This window comes from Pseudomonas sp. RIT-To-2 (genome assembly GCF_029623465.1).
In the GTDB taxonomy this organism is placed as follows: domain Bacteria; phylum Pseudomonadota; class Gammaproteobacteria; order Pseudomonadales; family Pseudomonadaceae; genus Aquipseudomonas; species Aquipseudomonas silvicola.
On sequence record NZ_JAPYKM010000053.1, the window covers coordinates 1 to 19941 of the forward strand.

Annotated in this window: 16 protein-coding genes; 15 read left to right on the forward strand and 1 reads right to left on the reverse strand. The window is 63.9% G+C overall.

The genetic code is table 11. The features are described 5' to 3' along the window. The 8 genes from QBK88_RS28560 to QBK88_RS28595 form a co-directional block, all read left to right on the forward strand. On the forward strand, positions 1–615 hold a 615-nt coding region (locus QBK88_RS28560; protein WP_277964706.1), incomplete at its 5' end, for a FecR domain-containing protein. Between the two features lie 99 nt (positions 616–714). Beyond that, positions 715–3273, forward strand: a complete 2559-nt coding sequence (locus tag QBK88_RS28565) for a TonB-dependent receptor (RefSeq protein ID WP_277964707.1) — start codon at positions 715–717, stop codon at positions 3271–3273. An 11-nt stretch (positions 3274–3284) separates the two neighbouring features. After that, a complete protein-coding gene (locus QBK88_RS28570; RefSeq protein ID WP_277964708.1) occupies positions 3285–4682 on the forward strand; it encodes an arylsulfatase in 1398 nt (465 codons plus the stop codon). Between the two features lie 80 nt (positions 4683–4762). After that, complete coding sequence (locus QBK88_RS28575; RefSeq protein ID WP_277964709.1) at positions 4763–5608, forward strand: formylglycine-generating enzyme family protein; 846 nt, start codon at positions 4763–4765, stop codon at positions 5606–5608. Positions 5609–5729: 121 nt separating this feature from the next. Beyond that, positions 5730–7094, forward strand: coding sequence for a benzoate 1,2-dioxygenase large subunit (gene benA / locus QBK88_RS28580; RefSeq protein ID WP_277964710.1), 1365 nt, complete (start codon positions 5730–5732; stop codon positions 7092–7094). Beyond that, on the forward strand, positions 7091–7579 hold the full coding sequence (gene benB / locus QBK88_RS28585; protein ID WP_277964711.1) for a benzoate 1,2-dioxygenase small subunit: 489 nt from the start codon (positions 7091–7093) through the stop codon (positions 7577–7579). Before benA ends, benB begins: the two co-directional genes overlap by 4 nt. A 10-nt stretch (positions 7580–7589) precedes the next feature. After that, positions 7590–8603, forward strand: coding sequence for a benzoate 1,2-dioxygenase electron transfer component BenC (gene benC, locus QBK88_RS28590; RefSeq protein ID WP_277964712.1), 1014 nt, complete (start codon positions 7590–7592; stop codon positions 8601–8603). A gap of 61 nt (positions 8604–8664) precedes the next feature. Further along, the gene (locus tag QBK88_RS28595; protein WP_277964713.1) at positions 8665–9429 is read left to right on the forward strand and encodes a 1,6-dihydroxycyclohexa-2,4-diene-1-carboxylate dehydrogenase; all 765 of its coding nucleotides are present in this window, start codon (positions 8665–8667) and stop codon (positions 9427–9429) included. Between the two features lie 33 nt (positions 9430–9462). On the opposite strand, the gene QBK88_RS28600 is transcribed toward QBK88_RS28595, so the two are convergent. After that, complete coding sequence (locus QBK88_RS28600) at positions 9463–10446, reverse strand: carboxylesterase family protein (protein ID WP_277964714.1); 984 nt, start codon at positions 10444–10446, stop codon at positions 9463–9465. Here QBK88_RS28600 and QBK88_RS28605 point away from each other — a divergent pair. The 7 genes from QBK88_RS28605 to QBK88_RS28635 all read left to right on the forward strand — a co-directional run bounded on the left by QBK88_RS28605 (position 10432) and on the right by QBK88_RS28635 (position 19911). Next, the gene (locus QBK88_RS28605) at positions 10432–10944 is read left to right on the forward strand and encodes a sigma-70 family RNA polymerase sigma factor (RefSeq protein ID WP_277964715.1); all 513 of its coding nucleotides are present in this window, start codon (positions 10432–10434) and stop codon (positions 10942–10944) included. The two genes, QBK88_RS28600 and QBK88_RS28605, sit on opposite strands and share 15 nt — an antisense overlap. Next, positions 10941–11891: a FecR family protein gene (locus tag QBK88_RS28610; RefSeq protein ID WP_277964716.1), complete on the forward strand. Its 951-nt coding sequence runs from the start codon at positions 10941–10943 to the stop codon at positions 11889–11891. Before QBK88_RS28605 ends, QBK88_RS28610 begins: the two co-directional genes overlap by 4 nt. Before the next feature lie 113 nt (positions 11892–12004). Then, the gene (locus QBK88_RS28615; protein WP_277964717.1) at positions 12005–14350 is read left to right on the forward strand and encodes a TonB-dependent receptor; all 2346 of its coding nucleotides are present in this window, start codon (positions 12005–12007) and stop codon (positions 14348–14350) included. 16 nt (positions 14351–14366) lie between these two features. Then, complete coding sequence (locus QBK88_RS28620; protein ID WP_277964718.1) at positions 14367–16220, forward strand: extracellular solute-binding protein; 1854 nt, start codon at positions 14367–14369, stop codon at positions 16218–16220. Beyond that, complete coding sequence (yejB, locus tag QBK88_RS28625; protein WP_277964719.1) at positions 16207–17277, forward strand: microcin C ABC transporter permease YejB; 1071 nt, start codon at positions 16207–16209, stop codon at positions 17275–17277. The genes QBK88_RS28620 and yejB overlap by 14 nt, the downstream gene beginning before the upstream one ends. After that, complete coding sequence (locus tag QBK88_RS28630; RefSeq protein ID WP_277964731.1) at positions 17274–18296, forward strand: ABC transporter permease; 1023 nt, start codon at positions 17274–17276, stop codon at positions 18294–18296. Before yejB ends, QBK88_RS28630 begins: the two co-directional genes overlap by 4 nt. A gap of 1 nt (position 18297) precedes the next feature. Next, positions 18298–19911: an ABC transporter ATP-binding protein gene (locus tag QBK88_RS28635; protein ID WP_277964720.1), complete on the forward strand. Its 1614-nt coding sequence runs from the start codon at positions 18298–18300 to the stop codon at positions 19909–19911. Positions 19912–19941: the final 30 nt, after the last annotated feature.

The following is a 19941-nucleotide window of genomic DNA, read 5'->3' on the forward strand; positions in this document are numbered from 1 at the left end:
GAGCTGTACACCGGCATTGGCGAACGCCGCCATTTCACCCTGGCCGATGGCAGTGGGCTTGATCTCAATGCGGCGAGCCGTGTGGCCCCACACTTTGCGCCGGGCGTGCGCGGCCTGCGCCTGCAGCGCGGGGAGCTGCTGGTGGAGGTAGCACCCGGCCGGGTGCCATTCGAATTGCACACCGAGGGTGGTCGCCTGGCGCTGCAGGAGCATCGTTGCCTGTTGCGCGAGGAGGGCAGCGGCTGGTTCGTGCAGGCGCAGGGTAGCCCGGTGCGGTGGCATAACGAACAGGGCAGCCAGCAGGTCATCGCTGCCGGTCACTGGGCACGCTTTGACCGTGCCGGCATCTTCGCCAGCGGGCACGCCAACGGCGATGAAAGCGAGTGGCTCAGCGGTTTGCTGAGCGTCGATGATCGCCCGTTGGCCGAGGTGGTCGAACGCCTGCGTGCTTATCATCGTGGGTTGTTGACCCTGGCACCGGCCATTGCCGGGTTGCGGGTCAGCGGGATTTTCCCGCTGGACGACAGCCAGCGCGCGCTGCACATGCTGGCGCACAGCTTGCCCATTCGGGTGCAGCGCACCACGGACCTGTGGGTCAGCCTGGAACCCGCCTGACAAACCGTTATGAGCTTGGACCGAAACGATCTGTAGGTACGCTGGAAAATTTCGGCACTGCTTCGTCAACAGGCCATTCAACACAACAGGAATGGCGCAATGACGCAGCCACGACGCTTATCGCTTCCCCTCAACCACCTGGTGCTGGCCATGGCCTTGGCCGCGTGCAGCTCGGTGCCGATGGCGGCCATAGCCGACCAGACGGCTGGCAAACGGCACCATTACAGCATCGCCGCCGGCCCCCTGGGGTCGGTACTGCTGAGCATTTCGCGGCAGAGCGGGCAACTGATCGCCTTCGACGCCACCACCGTGCAAGGGCGCCTGGCGCCTGCCATCAGCGGCGACCTGGACGTTGATCAGGCCCTGGGCCGAGCGCTGCAAGGCAGTGGCCTGGTGGCCGAGCACGATGCCAATGGCACGGTCAGCCTGGTACCTGCCAAAACCGCGGCAGCCACCCCGGAGAAAGCCTTGCAGACGGTGACCGTCACGGCCCGCCGCCGCGAGGAAAATGCCCAGGACGTGCCCACCGCGATCACCAGTCTTAGTGGCAACGCCCTGGAAGCCCAGCGTACCTACCGCATTCAGGACATCCAGCAACTGGTACCCAGCACCACCGTGGCCTATGTTCACCCACGCCAGTCGAGCATCGCTGTGCGCGGGTTGGGCAACAATGCCGCCAGCGATGGGCTGGAAGGCAGCGTCGGCGTGTACCTGGACAACGTTTACCTGAGCCGCCCCGGCATGGCTGCCTTCGACCTCCTGGACATCGACCAGATCGACGTGCTGCGTGGCCCCCAGGGCACCCTGTTCGGCAAGAACACCACGGCTGGCGTGGTCAACGTCACCACGCGGCCGCCCACCTTTACCCCGGAACGCACGGTGGAAATGTCGACGGGCAGCCGTGGCTACGTACAGACGCGCGGTACCCTTTCCGGGCCGATCACCGACACCCTGGCCGGGCGTCTGTCGGCCACGCGCACCCACGACGACGGGTTTATCAAGAACGAATACAACGGGCACGAACTCAACGGGGGCACCCGGGACGGCCTGCGGGGGCAACTGCTGTACAAGCCCGATGACGACTTCAGCCTGCGCCTGATCGCCAGCTACAACGACGAGGACTCCAGCGCCGGCACCTTCCCGTTGTACAGCACCGGCCCGACCATCAACGGCGTCAACCGCTACGCCCAGCGCGCCGCTGCCGCCGGCGCCACCCTGGTGTACGGTGACAAGGTCAACATCGACTCGGGGCAGAGCATCAAGGTCCATCAAAGCGGCGTGAGCGCCGAAGCCAACTGGCGCATGGCCAATGACTTCACCCTGACGTCGATCACGTCCTACCGCACCTGGAACTTCAAGCCCAGCAATGATGACGGCCTCGATGTGCCGGCCTACTACGGCACGGGCGTGGACGTGCATGACCGCGAGTGGTCCCAGGAATTTCGCCTGGCTTCGCCCAAGGGCACCTATTTCGATTACGTGCTGGGCGCGTACTACTTTGGCCAGAGCCTGAACAACGAGTCGTTCACCCGCTATGGCCCCAAGGCCGATATCTGGACTGGAACGCCCACTGGCGCGCTCAATAACGTCAACTCCTACGGCTATGGCCATATCGACGTGGACAGCTACGCGCTGTTCGCCCAAGGCACCTGGCACCTGACGCCCAAGCTCGACCTGACGGCCGGGGTGCGCGCCACGTATGAAGAGAAGAGCGGCTGGGTCAACCGTGAGGCGCCCGAAGGGGGCGCGGCAGTCACTGGCGCGGCCGCTACCTCGCGCCAGGCGCAGATCGGCGCCTACGACTCGGGCAACGTTGGCCTGCACGCCACCAGCCCGTCGGGCCTGTTGAGCCTGGCCTACCACGTTGACGACAACCTGATGGGCTACGCCTCGCTGTCCCACGGGGAGAAGTCCGGCGGTATCAACATGACGGTGGCCAGCGCGCCGACGGCGGGCGCAGATTCGCTGCTGGTGGGTACAGAGCGTGCCAACGCTGCGGAGCTGGGGCTCAAGAGCAGTTGGTGGGACCACCGCGTCACCTTCAACACCGACGTGTTCTGGACTCAGGTCGATGGCTACCAGACCAACGCCTACGACGTGGCCAGTACCAGTTTCTACCTGACCAACGCCGGCAGCGTGCGCTCGCGCGGGGTGGAGTTCGACACCTCGATCCTGCCCATCGACAACCTGACCATCAACATCAACGGCTCGTACAACCAGGTGACCTACCTGGACTACAAGGACGCACCATGCCCGACCGAGATCAGCTTTCAGCCAGGTGCCCCCAAGACCTGCGACCTGACCGGCCACACGGTGGCCAACGCGCCGCGCTGGATAGCCAACGTCAACGGTGAGTACCACTGGAACCTGGACAACAGCCTCACCCCCTACGTCACCGGTAGCTACGCCTACCGTTCGGGCGCGCCTGGCACGGTGGACGACTCCTCTTACGCGCAGATCCCGGCCTATTACCTGGTCAACCTGTCCACGGGCTTGCGCGGCAACTTCCACGCGGGGCAGTGGGACCTTTCCCTGTGGGCGAAGAACGCGTTCAACCGGCGTTACTACACAGGGCTTTCAAACAAGAACAACGGCGGTTTCGTTTCCTTCCTGGGTGACCCGCGCACCCTGGGCGTGACCGCGCGCTACGACTTCTGAGGGGCAGAACCATGACTGACTATTTCACCAGACTCGGCCGCCGGCACTTCCTGGAACTGGCCGGCACTACCCTGGCCATGAGTGCGTTGCCCTCGTTCGCCCAGGCGGGCGGGCGCAAACCCAATATCATCTTCATCCTCGCCGATGACCTGGGCATCGGCGACGTGGGCTGCTATGGCCAAAGCCGCATCCTGACGCCTAACATCGACCGCCTGGCCCGCGAAGGCAAACGCTTTACCCAGGCCTACGCCGGCGCACCGATCTGCTCGCCCTCGCGCTGTACCCTGATGACCGGGCTCAACACAGGCCATAGCCGCATACGCGGCAACTTCGCCCTGGGCGGGGGCATTGTCGGCACCAAGGGCGGCGAGTCGGTGCGCCGTACCAACCTGCAAGCCTCGGACATCACCGTGGCCCAGCAACTGCAGGCGTTGGGCTACCACAGCGGCCTGATGGGCAAATGGCACCTGGACGGCTTCGACCCCGCGGCCACACCGCTGGACCACGGCTTTGACGAATTTCGCGGCTGGCTGATCCAGACCCCCAGCACCCAGGGCTATTTCCCCACCCAGCGTTACCACAACCGTGAGCTGGTCGATATTCCCCAGGCACTGGGGCACACGGCGGCCCACTACGAAACCGACCTGTGCACGGACGACGCCTGCGACTTCATCCGGCGCAACCATGCCGATCCGTTCTTTCTGTTCGTGGGCTACAGCGCCCCGCACAGCCCGTACATTTCCCCCAGCTACGGTTCATTCGCCGGTGAACCCTGGAGCCAGGACCAGAAATCCTACGCGGCCATGATCGAACTCATGGACCAGGGCGTGGGCAGCGTACTGCGCACCGTGGCCGAACAGGGCCTGGATCGCGACACCGTGGTGTTCTTCGCCTCCGACAATGGCGCCCGCTCGGAAGCCACCCCTGCGCAGACGGCGGTGGTGGAATTCTTCGACTCCAGCGGTGTGTATCGTGGCTACAAACGTGACCTGTACGAGGGTGGCATCCACGAGCCCTTCATCGTGCGCTGGCCGGGTACCATCGACGCAGGCAGCCTGAGCGATGAGCCGGTGTACTTTCCCGACTTTCTCCCTACCGCCATGGCACTCGCCGGGGCGGCACCGGTGCTGGGGGATGGCGTTGACATCAGCCCTTTGCTGCACCATGAGGCCGCGCGGCTGGCGCCCCGGTATTTCTACTGGGAAACCTTCGAGCCTGAGTTTCGCCAGGCCGTGCGCCGGGGCAACTGGAAGGCTATCCGCCTGAGCAAGGGGTTGCCCCTGGAACTGTATGACCTCAAGACAGACCCGCGCGAAACCCGCGATATCGCCGCCCAGCACCCGCAGGTGATCGCGGAGCTGGAGCACTACCTGCTGACGGCCCGCACCGCGTCGGTGGAATACCCATGAGCTGTTGCACGCCGTCGCGAGGCGCTGGCCCACGGCCCCGGGAGGATGTGTCCCAGGGACCGCCTGGGCTGGGCGCAGACATGCTGGAAATACCGGGTGGCGTTTATCAGCTAGGGGGCGACGGCCCAGAGTGCATCGTCGCCGATGGTGAGGGGCCGGTTCGCGCGGTGCAGGTCGACAGCTTCCTGATCGACATCACCACCGTGACCAATCGCCAGTTTTCCGGGTTTGTCGCCCAGACGGGGTACGTCACCGATGCCGAGCATTTTGGCTGGTCCTTCGTGTTCGAAGGGCTGCTGGCCCCTGGTACCGAGTGCCTTGCGCTGCCGCCTGGGACCACCCCCTGGTGGCGGGCAGTGCCCGGTGCCCACTGGCGTCAGCCATGCGGGCCAGCCGCCGGCCGACTGGCGCTGCCGGACCACCCGGTGGTGCACGTTTCCTGGCACGACGCCTGTGCGTTTGCACGCTGGGCCGGCAAGCGCCTGCCCACCGAGGCGCAATGGGAAGTCGCGGCGCGCGGCGCGACGGTGGGCCGGACCTTCCCCTGGGGCGAGGCATTGGAGGAGGGCGGCCGACGCCATTGCAACGTCTGGCAGGGTGAGTTTCCCCATGCCGACCGCGGCGCAGACGGCTTCACCGGTACAACCCCGGCCTTGGGGTTCGAAGCCAACGCTTATGGCCTGTTCAATATGCTGGGCAATGTGTGGGAGTGGTGCGCGGACTGGTGGAGTGTGGACTGGCATCGACCCGCGTCGCCCGCTACGCGCCTCAACCCGCTGGGGCCGCAAGCGGGGCAGGCAAAGGTGATCCGTGGCGGTTCCTGGTTGTGCCACGCCAGTTACTGCAACCGCTATCGGCTGTCGGCCCGCACCCACAACACGCCGCACAGCAGCACCGGGCACATGGGGTTTCGCTGCGTGCTCTGAGGCAGTCACGCCCCCTGGGCGTTGCAAAAAACGGATAGCGGTCTGCGAGCGGCGGCTATCGACAATACCCATCCATTCGTACGCTGGAGGTGCCTGAATAATAACAACGGAGGCCCCGGCCATGACCCTGGGAATCGAGTACCTCAATGCCTTGCTGCAGGAAGACCGCGAGCAGGGTATCTACCGCTGCAAGCGCGAGATGTTTACGGACCCGCGCCTGTTCGACCTGGAGATGAAACACATCTTCGAAGGCAACTGGCTGTACCTGGCCCACGAAAGCCAGATCCCCAACGTCAACGACTACTACACCACCCAGATGGGCCGCCAGCCCATCTTCATCGCCCGCAACAAGGACGGTGAGCTCAATGCCTTCCTCAACGCCTGCAGCCACCGCGGCGCGATGCTGTGCCGGCACAAGACCGGCAACCGCGCCTCCTACACCTGCCCGTTTCACGGCTGGACCTTCAACAACTCCGGCAAGCTGCTGAAAGTGAAAGACCCCAAGGAAGCGGGCTACCCCGACAGCTTCAACTGCGGAGGCTCCCACGACCTGACCAAGGTGGCGCGCTTCGAGTCATACCGTGGCTTTCTTTTCGGTTCGTTGAACCCTGATGTCCCCTCTCTGGTGGAGCACCTGGGCGAATCCGCCAAAATCATCGACATGATCGTCGACCAGTCCCCTGAAGGCCTGGAGGTGCTGCGCGGCTCCAGCAGCTACGTGTATGAAGGCAACTGGAAGCTGACCGCCGAAAACGGCGCCGATGGCTACCACGTCAGTGCCGTGCACTGGAACTATGCCGCCACCCAGCAGCAGCGCCAGCAACGCGAGGCACAGGCTGCCGCCAAGACCATGAGCGCCGGTGGCTGGGCCAAACAGGGCGGCGGCTTCTACTCATTCGACAAGGGCCACATGCTGTTGTGGACCCGTTGGTCTAATCCCGAGGACCGCCCGCTGTACGAGCGCCGTGACGAGCTGGCCCAGCACTTCGGTTCAGCCCGCGCCGACTGGATGATCCAGAACTCGCGCAACCTGTGCCTGTACCCCAACGTCTACCTGATGGACCAGTTCAGCTCGCAGATCCGCATCGCCCGGCCCATCGACGTCAACCGCACCGAGATCACCATCTACTGCATCGCGCCGAAGGGCGAGAGCGATGCGGCGCGCGCCCAGCGCATTCGCCAGTATGAAGACTTCTTCAACGTCAGTGGCATGGCCACCCCCGATGACCTGGAGGAATTCCGTTCCTGCCAGATGGGCTATCAGGGCAGCACCACCGCCTGGAATGACATGTCCCGTGGCGCCGCGCACTGGGTGGAGGGCGCCGATGCGGCGGCCGTGGAGATCGATTTGCACCCGCAACTCAGTGGCGTGCGCACCGAAGACGAAGGCCTGTTCGTGATGCAGCACAAATACTGGCAGGCAACCATGATCAACGCCCTGAAGGCCGAGCAGGCCAAGCGTATCGACGTGGAGGCAGTGCAATGACCATCGCCTATGACACCGTTCGCGACTTTCTCTACCGCGAGGCCCGCTACCTGGACGACAAGGACTGGGACAACTGGCTGGAGCTGTACGCCCCCGATGCCAGCTTCTGGATGCCCAGCTGGGACGACAATGATGAACTGACCGAAGACCCGCAGCGTGAGATTTCGCTGATCTGGTACGGCCGCCGTGACGGGCTGGAAGACCGCATTTTCCGCATCAAGACCGAACGGTCCAGCGCCAGCGTGCCCGATACCCGCACCTCGCACAACCTGAGCAACATCGAGGTACTGGAGCAGGGTGACGGTGTTGCTCGGGTGCGCTTCAACTGGCACACCCTCAGCTTTCGCTACAAGACCGTGGACAGCTACTTCGGCACCAGCTTCTACACCCTGGATATCCGCGGCGCCCAGCCGTTGATCACCGCCAAGAAGGTGGTGCTGAAGAACGACTACGTCCGTCAGCTGATCGACATCTACCACATCTGAGGCGGCCATCATGACGTACAAGATCGCACTGAATTTCGAAGACGGCGTCACCCGTTTCATCGACAGCAGCACCACTGAAACCGTGGCCGACGCTGCGTACCGCCAGGGCATCAACATTCCGCTGGACTGCCGCGATGGCGCCTGTGGTACCTGCAAGTGCTTCGCCGAGGCGGGAAAATACGACCTGGGCGAGGAATACATCGAAGACGCCCTGACCGAGGAGGAAGCGGCGCAAGGCTTCGTGCTGACCTGCCAGATGCGCGCGCAGGGCGATTGCGTGGTACGTGTGCCAACGTCCTCGGACGTATGCAAGACCAAACAGGCCAAGTACGAAGCCACCATCAGCGCCGTGGAGCAATTGTCCGACAGCACCATTGCGCTGAAGATCAAGGGCGAGGCCCTGAGCCAGTTGGCGTTCCTGCCCGGCCAGTACGTGAACCTGCAGGTGCCGGGGAGCGAGCATACCCGTGCCTATTCCTTCAGCTCATTGCAGCATGACGGCGAGGTCAGCTTCCTGATTCGCAATGTGCCGGGCGGCCTGATGAGCAGCTTCCTCACCAGCCTGGCCAAGGCCGGGGACAGCATGACCCTGGCCGGGCCCCTGGGTAGCTTCTACCTGCGCGACATAAGCCGGCCCCTGTTGTTGCTGGCCGGAGGCACGGGCCTGGCGCCGTTTACCGCTATGCTCGAACGTATCGCCGAGCAGGGCAGCGAGTACCCGGTGCACTTGATCTATGGCGTGACCCACGACATCGACCTGGTGGAAACCGCGCGACTGGAAGCCTTGGCGGCGCGCATTGCCAATTTTACCTTCAGCGCCTGCGTCGCAAGCCCGGACAGCGAGTACCCACGCAAGGGCTACGTGACCCAGCACATCGAACCCGGCCACCTGAACGATGGCGACGTGGACGTGTACCTGTGCGGCCCGCCACCCATGGTCGAAGCCGTGAGCCGGTACCTTCAGGACCAGGCCATCGTTCCCGCCAACTTCTACTTCGAGAAATTCGCCGCCAGCGCGGCGTGACACGCCATTCAAAGTCGCCACGCCCCCGCCGTGAGGGTGGCGTGCCGGCAGGAGGTTTTGCATGAACCGTTTTACCGACAAGGTCGCACTCGTCACTGGCGCCGCCCAGGGCATTGGTTTGCGCGTGGCCCAACGCCTGGCTGCCGAAGGCGCCCGCCTGGTGCTGGTGGACCGTTCCGAGCTGGTCTACGAGCTGGAGCACCTGCCCAACCAGCCGCTGGTGTTGACGGCGGACCTGGAACAGTACGAAGAATGCAGCCGCGTGGTCGCCGCCGCAGTTAAGCACTTCGGCCGCCTGGACATTCTGATCAACAACGTGGGCGGCACCATTTGGGCCAAGCCCTTCGAGCACTACGAGCCCCAGCAGATCGAAGCTGAAGTGCGCCGTTCGCTGTTCCCCACCCTGTGGTGCTGCCATGCTGCGCTGCCGGTGATGCTGGAGCAGGGCAGCGGTGCGATCGTCAACGTCTCGTCCATCGCCACCCGCAGCCTCAACCGCGTGCCCTACGGCGCGGCCAAGGGCGGCGTCAACGCACTGACTGCCTGCCTGGCGTTCGAAACCGCCCAGCGCGGGGTGCGGGTCAATGCCACGGCCCCAGGGGGTACGGAAGCCCCGCCACGGCGCATCCCGCGCAACACCGCCGAGCAAAGTGAACAGGAGAAAGCCTGGTACCAGCAAATCGTCGACCAGACCCTGGACACCAGCCTGATGCACCGCTACGGCACCGTGGACGAGCAGGTGGGGGCGATTCTGTTCCTGGCGTCCGACGAGGCTTCGTATATCACCGGGGTGACGTTGCCGGTGGGCGGCGGTGACCTGGGCTGAGAGGGGCCTGTACCGTCAGTTCCAATACAATCGCTATTGGCCTGATCCATCATCCCGGAAGACCGAGGCCTTGCCGTGCCCAGTGAAGTCCAGCGTGAAAGGCTGGCCGGGCTGATAGGCGGGCCATTGCGCCGCGCCTCGGCTGGCAGGCGTGCCGCTCTTGACGAAATTGACCAGGTAATCGCTGGCCAGGGTGCTCAGTGCCTGGTCGCGCAGGGTTGCCCTGGTGCCAAAGCGCTGATCGAGGGTGGTGAAGAAGAACGGGATATCACTGGCGTGCTTCGCGCCCTTGGGGTTGGCCGCCTGTTCTGATTCGGCGACGTACGAAAAGCGGTAGCGGTACAGCGGCACGCCTTTGGACGCAAGCAGGTCGGCAATGGACTTCGCGCCCTGAACCATCGCTCCATTGGCGCCAAACAAGTCATCGCTGGTGGCGCCGACCATGACCGGTACATGGGTGAAATGGCCTTTGCGGTAGGCGTCCATCGCGTCCACGGCCACCTTGCCATCGACCATGGGCATGGTGAAGTCAGGCTTGGCCGATGGCTTCTGGAATAGCGTATTCATGTTGAGGTCACCCATGATCTTGTCAGCGGGGAACTGTCGAAGCTTTTCGATCGCCTGGGGGTCGTCGGCAGCAATGCCCCGGTTGGCCGCGAAGGTTTCGCCGGCTTGTTGTGCCTTCGCGAGGCTGTTCATCATCAGGTGGCCATCCCCGCCTGACTGAATGACCGCTTTCTGGAATAGCGATTGGCTAAGCGGCGAGGTGAGCAGGGTATGGATGGACATGCCGCCCGCTGACTGGCTGTTGCTCGACATGCTGCCCATAGGGCCTCCCATGGATGATGCATTCAGGCCACGTGCAGCAAGCTTCGCGCCACGCGGCGTCATATACCCCAAAAGAATTGATAAGGTATTTTTTATTCTTTTGTTTTTAAAATCGTCCCCAGCATAGTAGCCCCCTTTTCCAAAGCGGAACGCTTTGCGTCTGGGAGGCAAGTGATGGATATCGATCATATTTCCCGCAACCAGGTGATCGATCAATGGTTCAAGAAGGAGTACCGCTGGTTGCGCGCATGGGTCAGAAAAGACACGGACTGCCCGCACAATGCCGAAGACATTGCCTCCGAGACATTTGTTCAGGCGCTGACGCTGAAGGACTTGCTGGCGGTTCGCGCACCCCGGCCCTTGCTGAGCACCATTGCCCGCCGCTTGATGTACGAAGGCTGGCGCCGGCGCGACCTGGAAAGGGCCTACATGGCACGCCTCGCCGCGCAAGCGGATGGGCTGCATCCCTCGCCTGAAGAACAGCACCTGATTCTGGAAGCCTTGTACGCGGTGGACCGTTTGCTCGATGGGTTGTCGAGCAACGCGCGCACGGCCTTTCTGTACCACCAGCTGGATGGCATGACGTACCCTGAGATCGGCCGGTTGCTGGGGGTGTCTCCCACCCGCGTGCAGCAATACATGGCGCAAGCCATCAAACGCATTTACCTGGTGATGGAGCAGGCATGAACCACAGCGATAACCGCGCCATTGATGAGGCTGCCCAGTGGCTGGCCTTGCTGATGTCAGGGCATGCCAGCCAGGACGAGCAACGGGCCTTTGCCGCCTGGCGAGACAGCCACCCGCGGCATGCCGAATTGATCTCGCGCATGGGGGGCGGGCTGGCCCAGTTGCCCCTCGATACGTTGCGTACAGTACCCCGCCAGACCGTGCTGGGCACCGTCAACACGCCGGCTACCAGGCGCCGCTTTCTGGGCCAGAGCTTGTCGGTGGTGGGCTTGGGTGCGCTGGCCTGGGGCCTCGGGCGCGTGTATGGCCTGGTCCCCGAGGCGGGGCAATTGCAGACCGGTACCGGCGAACGTCGGTCGCTGACGCTGGCTGATGGCAGCGCCATGACCCTCAACGCGCAAAGCCGGGCGGTGGTGCGTTTCGACAGCGCCCAGCGCCTGGTGTTGCTGCGCTGTGGTGAGTTGCTGGTGGACGTGGCGCGCGACCCGGGGAGGCCTTTTGTAGTGGAAACCGAGCATGGACGCATGCGCGCCCTGGGCACGCGTTTTCTGGTGCAACGCGGCGATGATCGCACGCGCTTGGTGATGCTACATTCCGAGGTCGAAATCACCACGCGTTCGGGGCTCAAGCGGGTGGTCAGGGCCGGGGAGGCCGCCAGTTTCGATGACCGTGGCTACCTCTCCGTTAGCCCGGCCAGCGGTTACGAAAGCGCCTGGGCCGATGGCCTGCTGGAGGTGCGTGAAAGCACGTTGGGCGAGGTGGTGGAGCACCTGCGCAAATATCGCCGCGGCATCATCGTGGTCAGCCCCCAGGTAGCGGATTTGCGCATCACCGGCCTCTACTTTCTGGATGACAGCGACCGCACCCTGAAACTGCTGGAGCGGTCGTTGCCGCTGAGCATTCACTACTACTCGCCTTACTGGGTCAGCATCGAACCCCGCGCCTGATACTTGTCCGTTGCAGGGGCGCGCGGGGTTTTGAAAAATATTTTCACACCCCCCTGTTTATTTCCCGCGGTTGTTTCACCTATCCCCATCAAACACGTTTGCAGAGGCGATGTATGGGGTACCTGAAGGGATCGGTGTTGGCGTTCGGGCTGTTGGGCGGTGCTTGCCTGGGGCAGGCAGGGGCCGCCTCGTTGCCAGCCGGCAAGGTGGTTCATTTCGATTTGGCCGCGGTAGCCCTGGACCAGGCGTTGCTGCAGATATCCCGCCAGGGTGGCGTGCCCATCTCGTTCCAGGGGCGCGCGCTGCAAGGCCTCAAAAGCAACCCGGTCAAAGGCGAGCTGACCGTGGAACAGGCGCTCGACCAGGCGCTGCGCGGCAGCGGCCTGCACGGGGTGCAAAGCGACATTGGCTTGAGCATCGAGCCGGACGCCGTGCCTGCGACAACTGACACACGCCTGAAGACCGTGACCGTCACCGGCCAGTCGGTTCGCCAGCCCAAGGTCAATTCCGGCGCACTGGGCAGCGCCAGCGCGCTGGATACGCCGTTCTCGGTGGTGCAGGTCGATAGTGACGAACTGAAGGCGCGTCAGGTCAAGGCATTGAACAAGGTGTTCGTTGGTGACTCGACGGTACAGAGCAACGGCGATACCTATTCCCTCACGGCCAGCAACCTGACCGTGCGGGGCGTGCGCCTGGACAACGCCGGCAGCTATAAAATCAACGGCCTGCCCATTTTCATCACCACCCTTGAACTGCCGATGGAAACCTTCGAGTCGGTGCAGTTGCTCAAGGGCGCCACCGGCTTCATGTACGGCTTCGGCGCGCCGGGTGGGGTGGTGAATTTCGTCACCAAAAAACCCACCGATGAAACGACACTGAGCGTGGATGCCGGTGTACGCAGCAACAGTGTCTGGAGTGAGCACGTGGATGTGGGTGGCCGGACCGGGCCCGAGGACACCTTCGGGTATCGGCTCAATGCCACCCATGAGGAGGGCGAGACGCCCACGCGTTCCCATGTCAACCGCGACTCGTACTCGTTGTCGCTGGATGCGCGCATCAACCCCAACCTGACCTGGACCGCCGACACCCTGTACCAGGAGCGCGTGATCAACGGCGGCATTCAGAATTACCGGCTCCCCAGCTACACCGGTGGCTCCAGCCTGCCGAGCGTGATCAACCCGGACAGCAATCGCCAGGGTATCAATGACACCTCGTTTCGGACCCGCGCGTGGATGGTCGCCACCGGCCTGCACTGGACCATGAATGACGACTGGTCGGCGAGCCTGGACTACAACCACTTCTTCCAGAACCGCAACTATCTGTCCGAATACCCGACGCTGCTGAACAAGGCGGGCGATTATCAGGACTGGATCAGCACAGGCAATGGCACGGCGGTGTATGACCAGGTACAGGCCATGCTGCAAGGCAATTTCAGCACGGGCCCCATTGGCCACAAGATCGTGCTGGGGGCTTCGTGGCAGGACTACGATCGTCGATCGGCCACCACGTCGCTGTTCAAGTCCATCGGCACCAACAACCTGTACACCGATCCCAACCGGATCACTTACACCGGGCAGCTTGATTTTCCGACCTACCACGTGTCCGACATCACCCAGAAATCGGTGTTTGCCAGCGATACCTTCGACCTGACCCACGGGTGGTCGCTGCTGACCGGGCTGCGCTCGACCATTTACACCCAGGACGTCTATAACGCCTCGGGGGTACAGACCACCGATTATCGCGAGGTGCCGCTGTCGCCGACCGTGGCCCTGATGTACAAGCCGCGGCCGGATACAACATTCTACGCCAGCTACGTCAAAGCCCTGGAGGCGGGCGAGACCGTGGGCTCCACCTACATCAACTCGGGCGATACCCTGGACCCTATTCTCAGCAAGCAGTACGAGATTGGTGTCAAGACCGACCGGCCGACGTGGGGCGGCTCGGCTGCCGTGTTCCGGCTTGAGCGCGGTGCCGACTATGCCGACGCCACCGGCGCCTACGTGCAGGGCGGCGAGCAGGTCTACAAGGGAGTGGAACTCAATGGGCGCCTGAACGTCACCGACACCACGACCCTCAACAGCAGCTCCACGTGGCTTGAGGCCGAGTTCACCAAGGCGCAGGCCTCGTTGGTGGGCAACAAGGTGTCCGGTGTGCCGCGCTTCCAGCAAAGCCTGGAGCTGAGTCAGAAAGTACCGGGGCTGGATGGCCTCGACCTGTACACCAACGCCCAGTACAGCAGCGCCTCGCAAGCCAACGATACCAATTCCATCCGCCTGCCGAGCATCACTCTGTGGGGGGCAGGCGCCAACTACCGCATTCCGGTGGGCCGCCATGACGTGACCCTGCGCGCTGCGGTCGACAACATCGCCAACCGTCGCTACTGGGCCTTCGCGTCGAGCGGTTCGGTGTACCTGGGCGCACCGCGGACCCTGTCGTTCAATGTCAGCTACGACTACTGATACCCGGAGGCCGACGATGTTCCAGCGACTGGCCCTGTGTGCCTGGTTACTGCTGTCGTGCGCACCGATGGTCCAGGCCCGGCCACAGACGTATCTGACCGTGTACGGTGAGGCGCCCAGGTACGCGGCGGATTTCACCCACTTCGATTACGTGGACCCCAGTGCACCCAAGGGCGGGCACCTGAGCATGGCGTCCAGCGCGGCCACCTTCGATCACCTGATTCCCTTCGTGGACGCCGGGCGCGGCATCGACCAGCTCGAAGGCTGGTTGTATGCGCCCCTGGCGCGCCGCTCCCAGGACGAACCCTTCACCGTCTACGCCAATGTGGCGCAGACCCTGGAACTGGCCCCGGACCGTTCATGGATCCGCTTCCGGCTCAACCCTGCGGCGCGTTTCGATGACGGCACACCCATCACTGCCGAAGATGTGCGCTACACCTTCGAGCAATTGATGGCCCACGGCAAGCTGAACTACCGGCTGCAGTTCGAGAATGTCAGCAAGGTCGAAGTGGAGGGGCCGCTGCAGGTACGCTTCGACTTCACCCATGGTGATGACCGTACGCTGCCGCTGGAAGTGGCCACGTTGCCAGTGCTACCTGCGCATTGGTGGCGCCAGCACGATTTCGCCAATGGCGGCGGCTTCGCTGTCACCCCGGGCAGCGGACCCTACCGGGTGTCAAGCGTGGCGCCCGGGCGCAGCGTGCACCTGGAGCGGGTCAAGCACTGGTGGGGCGCCAACCTGCCCGTCAATCGCGGCCAGTTCAATTTCGACCAGTTGAGCATCGAGTTCTTCGCCAACACCGGCAGTGGCACGGTGCAGGCCCTGCGTTCCGGGGCATTCGATTTGCAGGTTGTCGGTTCCGCGGCGCAATACGCCACGGCGTACGCGGGCGATGCGCTGAACGATGGCCGCCTGCAACGTGACCACCTGGTTCCCGGGGCGATCCGCAACGCTCAGGGCTTTTTCTTCAACCTGGACCGGCCCCAGTTTGCCGACCGGCGTGTGCGCCAGGCCATTTCGCTGCTGTGGGACTTCGAGTGGACCAACCATAGCCTGATGTACGACGTGTACCGTCGCCAGCGCAGCTATTTTTCCAACAGCCCCCTGGCGGCGACAGGCCTGCCTGGGCCCGGTGAGCTGAGCGTGCTGGCACCATGGCGCCAGCAACTGCCCGACGAGGTTTTCACCGAGGCCTTCCAGCCGCCGCGCACCGACGGTAGCGGGATGATTCGTGACCAGCAGCTGCAAGCCCTGGCGTTGCTGGAGGAGGCCGGTTGGCATCCGCGCGGCAACCAGCTGGTCAATGCCGCCGGCGAACCGTTGCACTTTACCTTCCTGAGCAGTGGCACCCTGTTTGCGCGGCTGATCATGCCTTTCAAGCGCAACCTGATGCAGATCGGCATCGGCCTGGATTACCGCTCGGTGGACAGCGCCCAATACATCAACCGCCTGCGCACCCGGGACTACGACATGATCATGGCCAGCATTCCCGTGTCCGCCACCCCAGGCCGCGAGTTGCTCAACTATTTCGGCTCGGCGGCGGCGCGTGATACCGGCTCGGGCAACTACATGGCCTTGCGCAACCCCGTGGTCGATCAGTTGGTCAGCAACGTCATCCGGGCCGACAACCGCCAGGTGATGCAGGACAACGCCCATGCCCTGGATCGCGTCCTTCAGTGGGGCTACTACTGGATTCCCAATTACTACCCGCCGGGTAGCCCGGTGGTGTGGTGGAACCGGTTCGGGCGGCCCGCGCAACGCTCACCCTATGAGCCGGGCGTGGACGCCTGGTGGCAGGTGAGCGAACAACCCATCGATAACGCGCAGATGCGCGCCCGGATGCAGGAGCACCCGCATGCTCGCCTATAGCCTGCGGCGCTTGCTGCTGATCATCCCAACCCTGGTATGCATCCTGCTGGTCAACTTCGCCATCGTTCAGGCTGCGCCAGGTGGCCCGGTCGATCAGGCGATCGCCCGTCTGCAGGGCCTCGATGCCGGGCAGGGCGTGGGTGCCGGGGTGACGGAGACCCTGGATACACCCCAAGGTGCCGGGAGCGGCCGCGGCCTGGACCCGCGCCTGGTCGCCGAGATCGAGCGCCAGTACGGCTTCGACAAGCCGCCGCTGCAACGCTTGTGGCTGATGATGACGCAATACGCGCACCTGGACTTCGGCAAAAGCTTTTTCCTGGGCACCCGGGTCACCGACATGATCATCTCCAGAGTGCCCGTCACCCTGTCCCTGGGGTTGTGGGCGCTGATGATCACCTATGGGGTGTCAATCCCGCTGGGCATCCGCAAGGCAGTCAGGCACGGCAGTGCGTTCGACGTCTGGAGCAGCGTGGTCATCATCATCGGCTACGCCTTGCCCGGCTTTCTGTTTGCGCTGCTCCTGATCCTGGCGTTTGGTGGGGGCAGCGGCCTGGACTGGTTCCCCATTCGCGGGCTGGTATCGGAAAACTTCGCCAGCCTGTCCACGGGCGGGAAGGTCCTGGACTACGTCCGTCACCTGGTGTTGCCGGTCACGGCGCTGGTGGTGGGCGGGTTCGCCACCCTGACGTTGCTGACCAAGAACAGCTTCCTGGACGAGATGGCTCGCCAGTACGTGATGACCGCGCGGGCCAAGGGTGCCGATGACCGCCAGGTTCTGTACGGACATGTATTACGTAATGCCATGCTAACGGTAGTGGCGGGGTTGCCCCATGCGATGGTCCATGTGTTCTTCGGCGGTTCGCTGCTGATCGAGGTGCTGTTCTCGCTCGACGGCCTGGGACGCATGAGCTACGAAGCGGCCGTCTCCCGCGATTACCCCGTGGTATTCGGCGCGCTGTTCATCTTCACCCTGGGCGGCCTGCTGATCAAACTGCTGGGGGATCTGTGCTACCAGCTGATCGACCCACGGATCGACTTCTCGTCGAGGGGGCACTGATGGCGCTTTCCCCGCTCAATCATCGCCGCTGGCAGCGCTTCAAAGCCCACCGCCGCGGCTACTGGTCGTTATGGCTGTTGCTGGGGCTGTTTGCCATCAGCCTGGGCGGCAATCTGCTGGCCAACGACAAGCCGCTGCTGTTGGTCAGCCAGGGGCATTGGTACCTACCCGTGCTGTCCACCCACACCGAGCGCGAGCTAGGTGGCCAACTGCCGTTCGAGCCGGACTACCGCAGCGCCTACTTCCGGCAACTGGTCAAACAGCAGGGCGGCTGGATGCTGTTTCCCCCCATAGCCTTTGGTGCCCAGACGGTGAACTTCGACCTGCGTACCGCCGCGCCCAGCCCACCCAACCGGGAGAACTGGCTGGGCACCGACGACCAAGCCCGGGATGTACTGGCCCGGGTGATTTTCGGGGTGCGCCTGTCACTGCTGTTCGCCTTGGCACTCGCGGCCATCAGCAGCCTGGTCGGCATCGCCGCCGGCGTGGTGCAAGGCTATCACGGCGGCTGGGTCGACCTGTTCGGTCAGCGCCTGCAGGAGATCTGGGCCGGGCTGCCGGTGCTGTACCTGCTGATCATTCTGTCGGGGTTTGTGCAACCCGGCTTCTGGTGGCTGCTGGGCATGATGGCGGCGTTTTCATGGCTGGCCCTGGTGGACGTGGTACGCGCCGAGGTGCTGCGCGGCCGCAGCCTGGAATACGTCAAAGCAGCCCGTGCCCTGGGGCTGAGCAAGACCGAGGTGATGGTACGCCACGTCCTGCCCAATGCCCTGACGGCGACCCTGGCATTCCTGCCATTCATCGTCACCGGGGCCATCGGCACCTTGTCTGCACTGGACTTCCTGGGCTTTGGCATGCCAGCGGGCAGCCCTTCCCTGGGCGAGTTGATCACCCAGGGCAAGAACAACCTGCAGGCGCCCTGGCTGGGCCTGACAGCCTTTTTCACCTTGGCGCTGTTGCTGAGCCTGCTGGTGTTCATCGGCGAGGCCTGCCGTGATGCGTTTGACCCGAGAGCCTGACATGAGCGAGAACCTGATTGATATCGATGACCTGCAAGTTCGCTTTGGCGACCGGCAGGTGGTGCGCGGTGTCGACCTGCATATTCGCGCAGGTGAATGCCTGGCCCTGGTGGGTGAGTCCGGCTCGGGCAAATCGGTGACAGCCCATTCGATTCTGCAACTGTTGCCCGCCAGTGCCCAGGCCACCGGCAGTATTCGCCTGCAAGGAGAGGAATTGCTGGGTGCCGAAGCCAGCCGCTTGCGCACGGTGCGCGGTAACCGGGTGGCGATGATTTTCCAGGAACCCATGAGCTCGCTGAACCCGCTGCACACGGTAGAGCGCCAAGTGGGCGAGGCCTTGCGCCTGCACACATCGCTGGATGGCCACGGCATCCGCCGGCGCACCCTGGCATTATTGCAACAGGTGGGTATCCAGTGCGCCGAAACGCGCTTGCGGGCCTACCCGCACCAGTTGTCCGGCGGCCAGCGTCAGCGCGTGATGATCGCCATGGCGCTGGCCTGCGAGCCGCAGTTGCTGATCGCCGACGAGCCGACCACGGCCCTGGACGTGACGGTGCAGCGCAAAATCCTGCAACTGCTCAAGGATCTGCAAAAGCAGACGGGCATGGCCCTGCTGCTGATCAGCCACGACCTCAACCTGGTGCGCCACATTGCCCAGCGCGTGGCGGTGATGCGCGATGGCTGCTTTGTCGAACAGGCCGATTGCGAAACCCTGTTCAGCGCGCCGCGGCACAGCTATACCCGGCTGTTACTGAACGCCGAGCCTGGTAGTGACCCGCTACCCGTGCAGGCCACTGGCACACTGCTGCAAGGGCAGGGCATGCAGGTGCGGTTCCCGTTGGCCGGGCCGTTCTGGCGCCGCCGTTACTTGCAGGCTGTACAGGACGTGAGCCTGACCGTGCGGCGCGGCACCACCCTGGGCATCGTCGGTGAATCGGGCTCGGGCAAGTCGACCCTGGGGCAGGCCATGCTCAGGCTGATCGAGGCCCAAGGCAGTGTGCACTTCGACGGCCACCCCCTGGATGGGTTGGATGACCGCCACATGCGCCCGTGGCGCAAGCGCATGCAAATGGTTTTCCAGGACCCCTACGGCAGCCTCAGTCCGCGCTTGAGCGTGCTGCAGATCATCGCCGAGGGCCTGCGGGTGCACACCGACCTCAGTGCGCCTGCCCGCGAAGCCGCGGTGGTCAGCGTGCTGGAAGAAGTGGGGCTGGATCCCGAGGTGCGCCACCGTTACCCCCACGAATTTTCCGGTGGCCAACGGCAACGCATCGCTATCGCCCGGGCGCTGGTGCTCAGGCCCGACTTCATCCTGCTGGATGAACCGACCTCGGCGCTGGACCGCACGGTACAGAAGCAGATCATCGACCTGCTGCGGCGCCTGCAGTTAAGCCATGGCCTGACCTACCTGTTTATCAGCCATGACCTGGCCGTGGTGCGCGCCCTGGCTCACGACCTGTTGGTCATGAAGGACGGGCAGGTGCTGGAGCGGGGCGCCACCGCCCAGGTGTTCGACGCGCCCAGCCATCCGTATACCCGGCAATTACTGGCCGCCGCCTTCGCGCCGGGGGCACCGGCAGTGCCGGACCCGGGGGCCCTGGCCCCCACTGTTTAACCCAACCTGAACGATGGGCAGCCTGGCTGC

Coding starts and splice junctions, on each gene's coding strand:
- QBK88_RS28565 (WP_277964707.1), top strand. CDS start 715: ATGACGCAGCCACGACGCTTATCGCTTCCCCTCAACCACCTGGTGCTG.
- QBK88_RS28570 (WP_277964708.1), top strand. CDS start 3,285: ATGACTGACTATTTCACCAGACTCGGCCGCCGGCACTTCCTGGAACTG.
- QBK88_RS28575 (WP_277964709.1), top strand. CDS start 4,763: ATGCTGGAAATACCGGGTGGCGTTTATCAGCTAGGGGGCGACGGCCCA.
- benA (WP_277964710.1), top strand. CDS start 5,730: ATGACCCTGGGAATCGAGTACCTCAATGCCTTGCTGCAGGAAGACCGC.
- benB (WP_277964711.1), top strand. CDS start 7,091: ATGACCATCGCCTATGACACCGTTCGCGACTTTCTCTACCGCGAGGCC.
- benC (WP_277964712.1), top strand. CDS start 7,590: ATGACGTACAAGATCGCACTGAATTTCGAAGACGGCGTCACCCGTTTC.
- QBK88_RS28595 (WP_277964713.1), top strand. CDS start 8,665: ATGAACCGTTTTACCGACAAGGTCGCACTCGTCACTGGCGCCGCCCAG.
- QBK88_RS28605 (WP_277964715.1), top strand. CDS start 10,432: ATGGATATCGATCATATTTCCCGCAACCAGGTGATCGATCAATGGTTC.
- QBK88_RS28600 (WP_277964714.1), bottom strand. CDS start 10,446: ATGATCGATATCCATCACTTGCCTCCCAGACGCAAAGCGTTCCGCTTT.
- QBK88_RS28610 (WP_277964716.1), top strand. CDS start 10,941: ATGAACCACAGCGATAACCGCGCCATTGATGAGGCTGCCCAGTGGCTG.
- QBK88_RS28615 (WP_277964717.1), top strand. CDS start 12,005: ATGGGGTACCTGAAGGGATCGGTGTTGGCGTTCGGGCTGTTGGGCGGT.
- QBK88_RS28620 (WP_277964718.1), top strand. CDS start 14,367: ATGTTCCAGCGACTGGCCCTGTGTGCCTGGTTACTGCTGTCGTGCGCA.
- yejB (WP_277964719.1), top strand. CDS start 16,207: ATGCTCGCCTATAGCCTGCGGCGCTTGCTGCTGATCATCCCAACCCTG.
- QBK88_RS28635 (WP_277964720.1), top strand. CDS start 18,298: ATGAGCGAGAACCTGATTGATATCGATGACCTGCAAGTTCGCTTTGGC.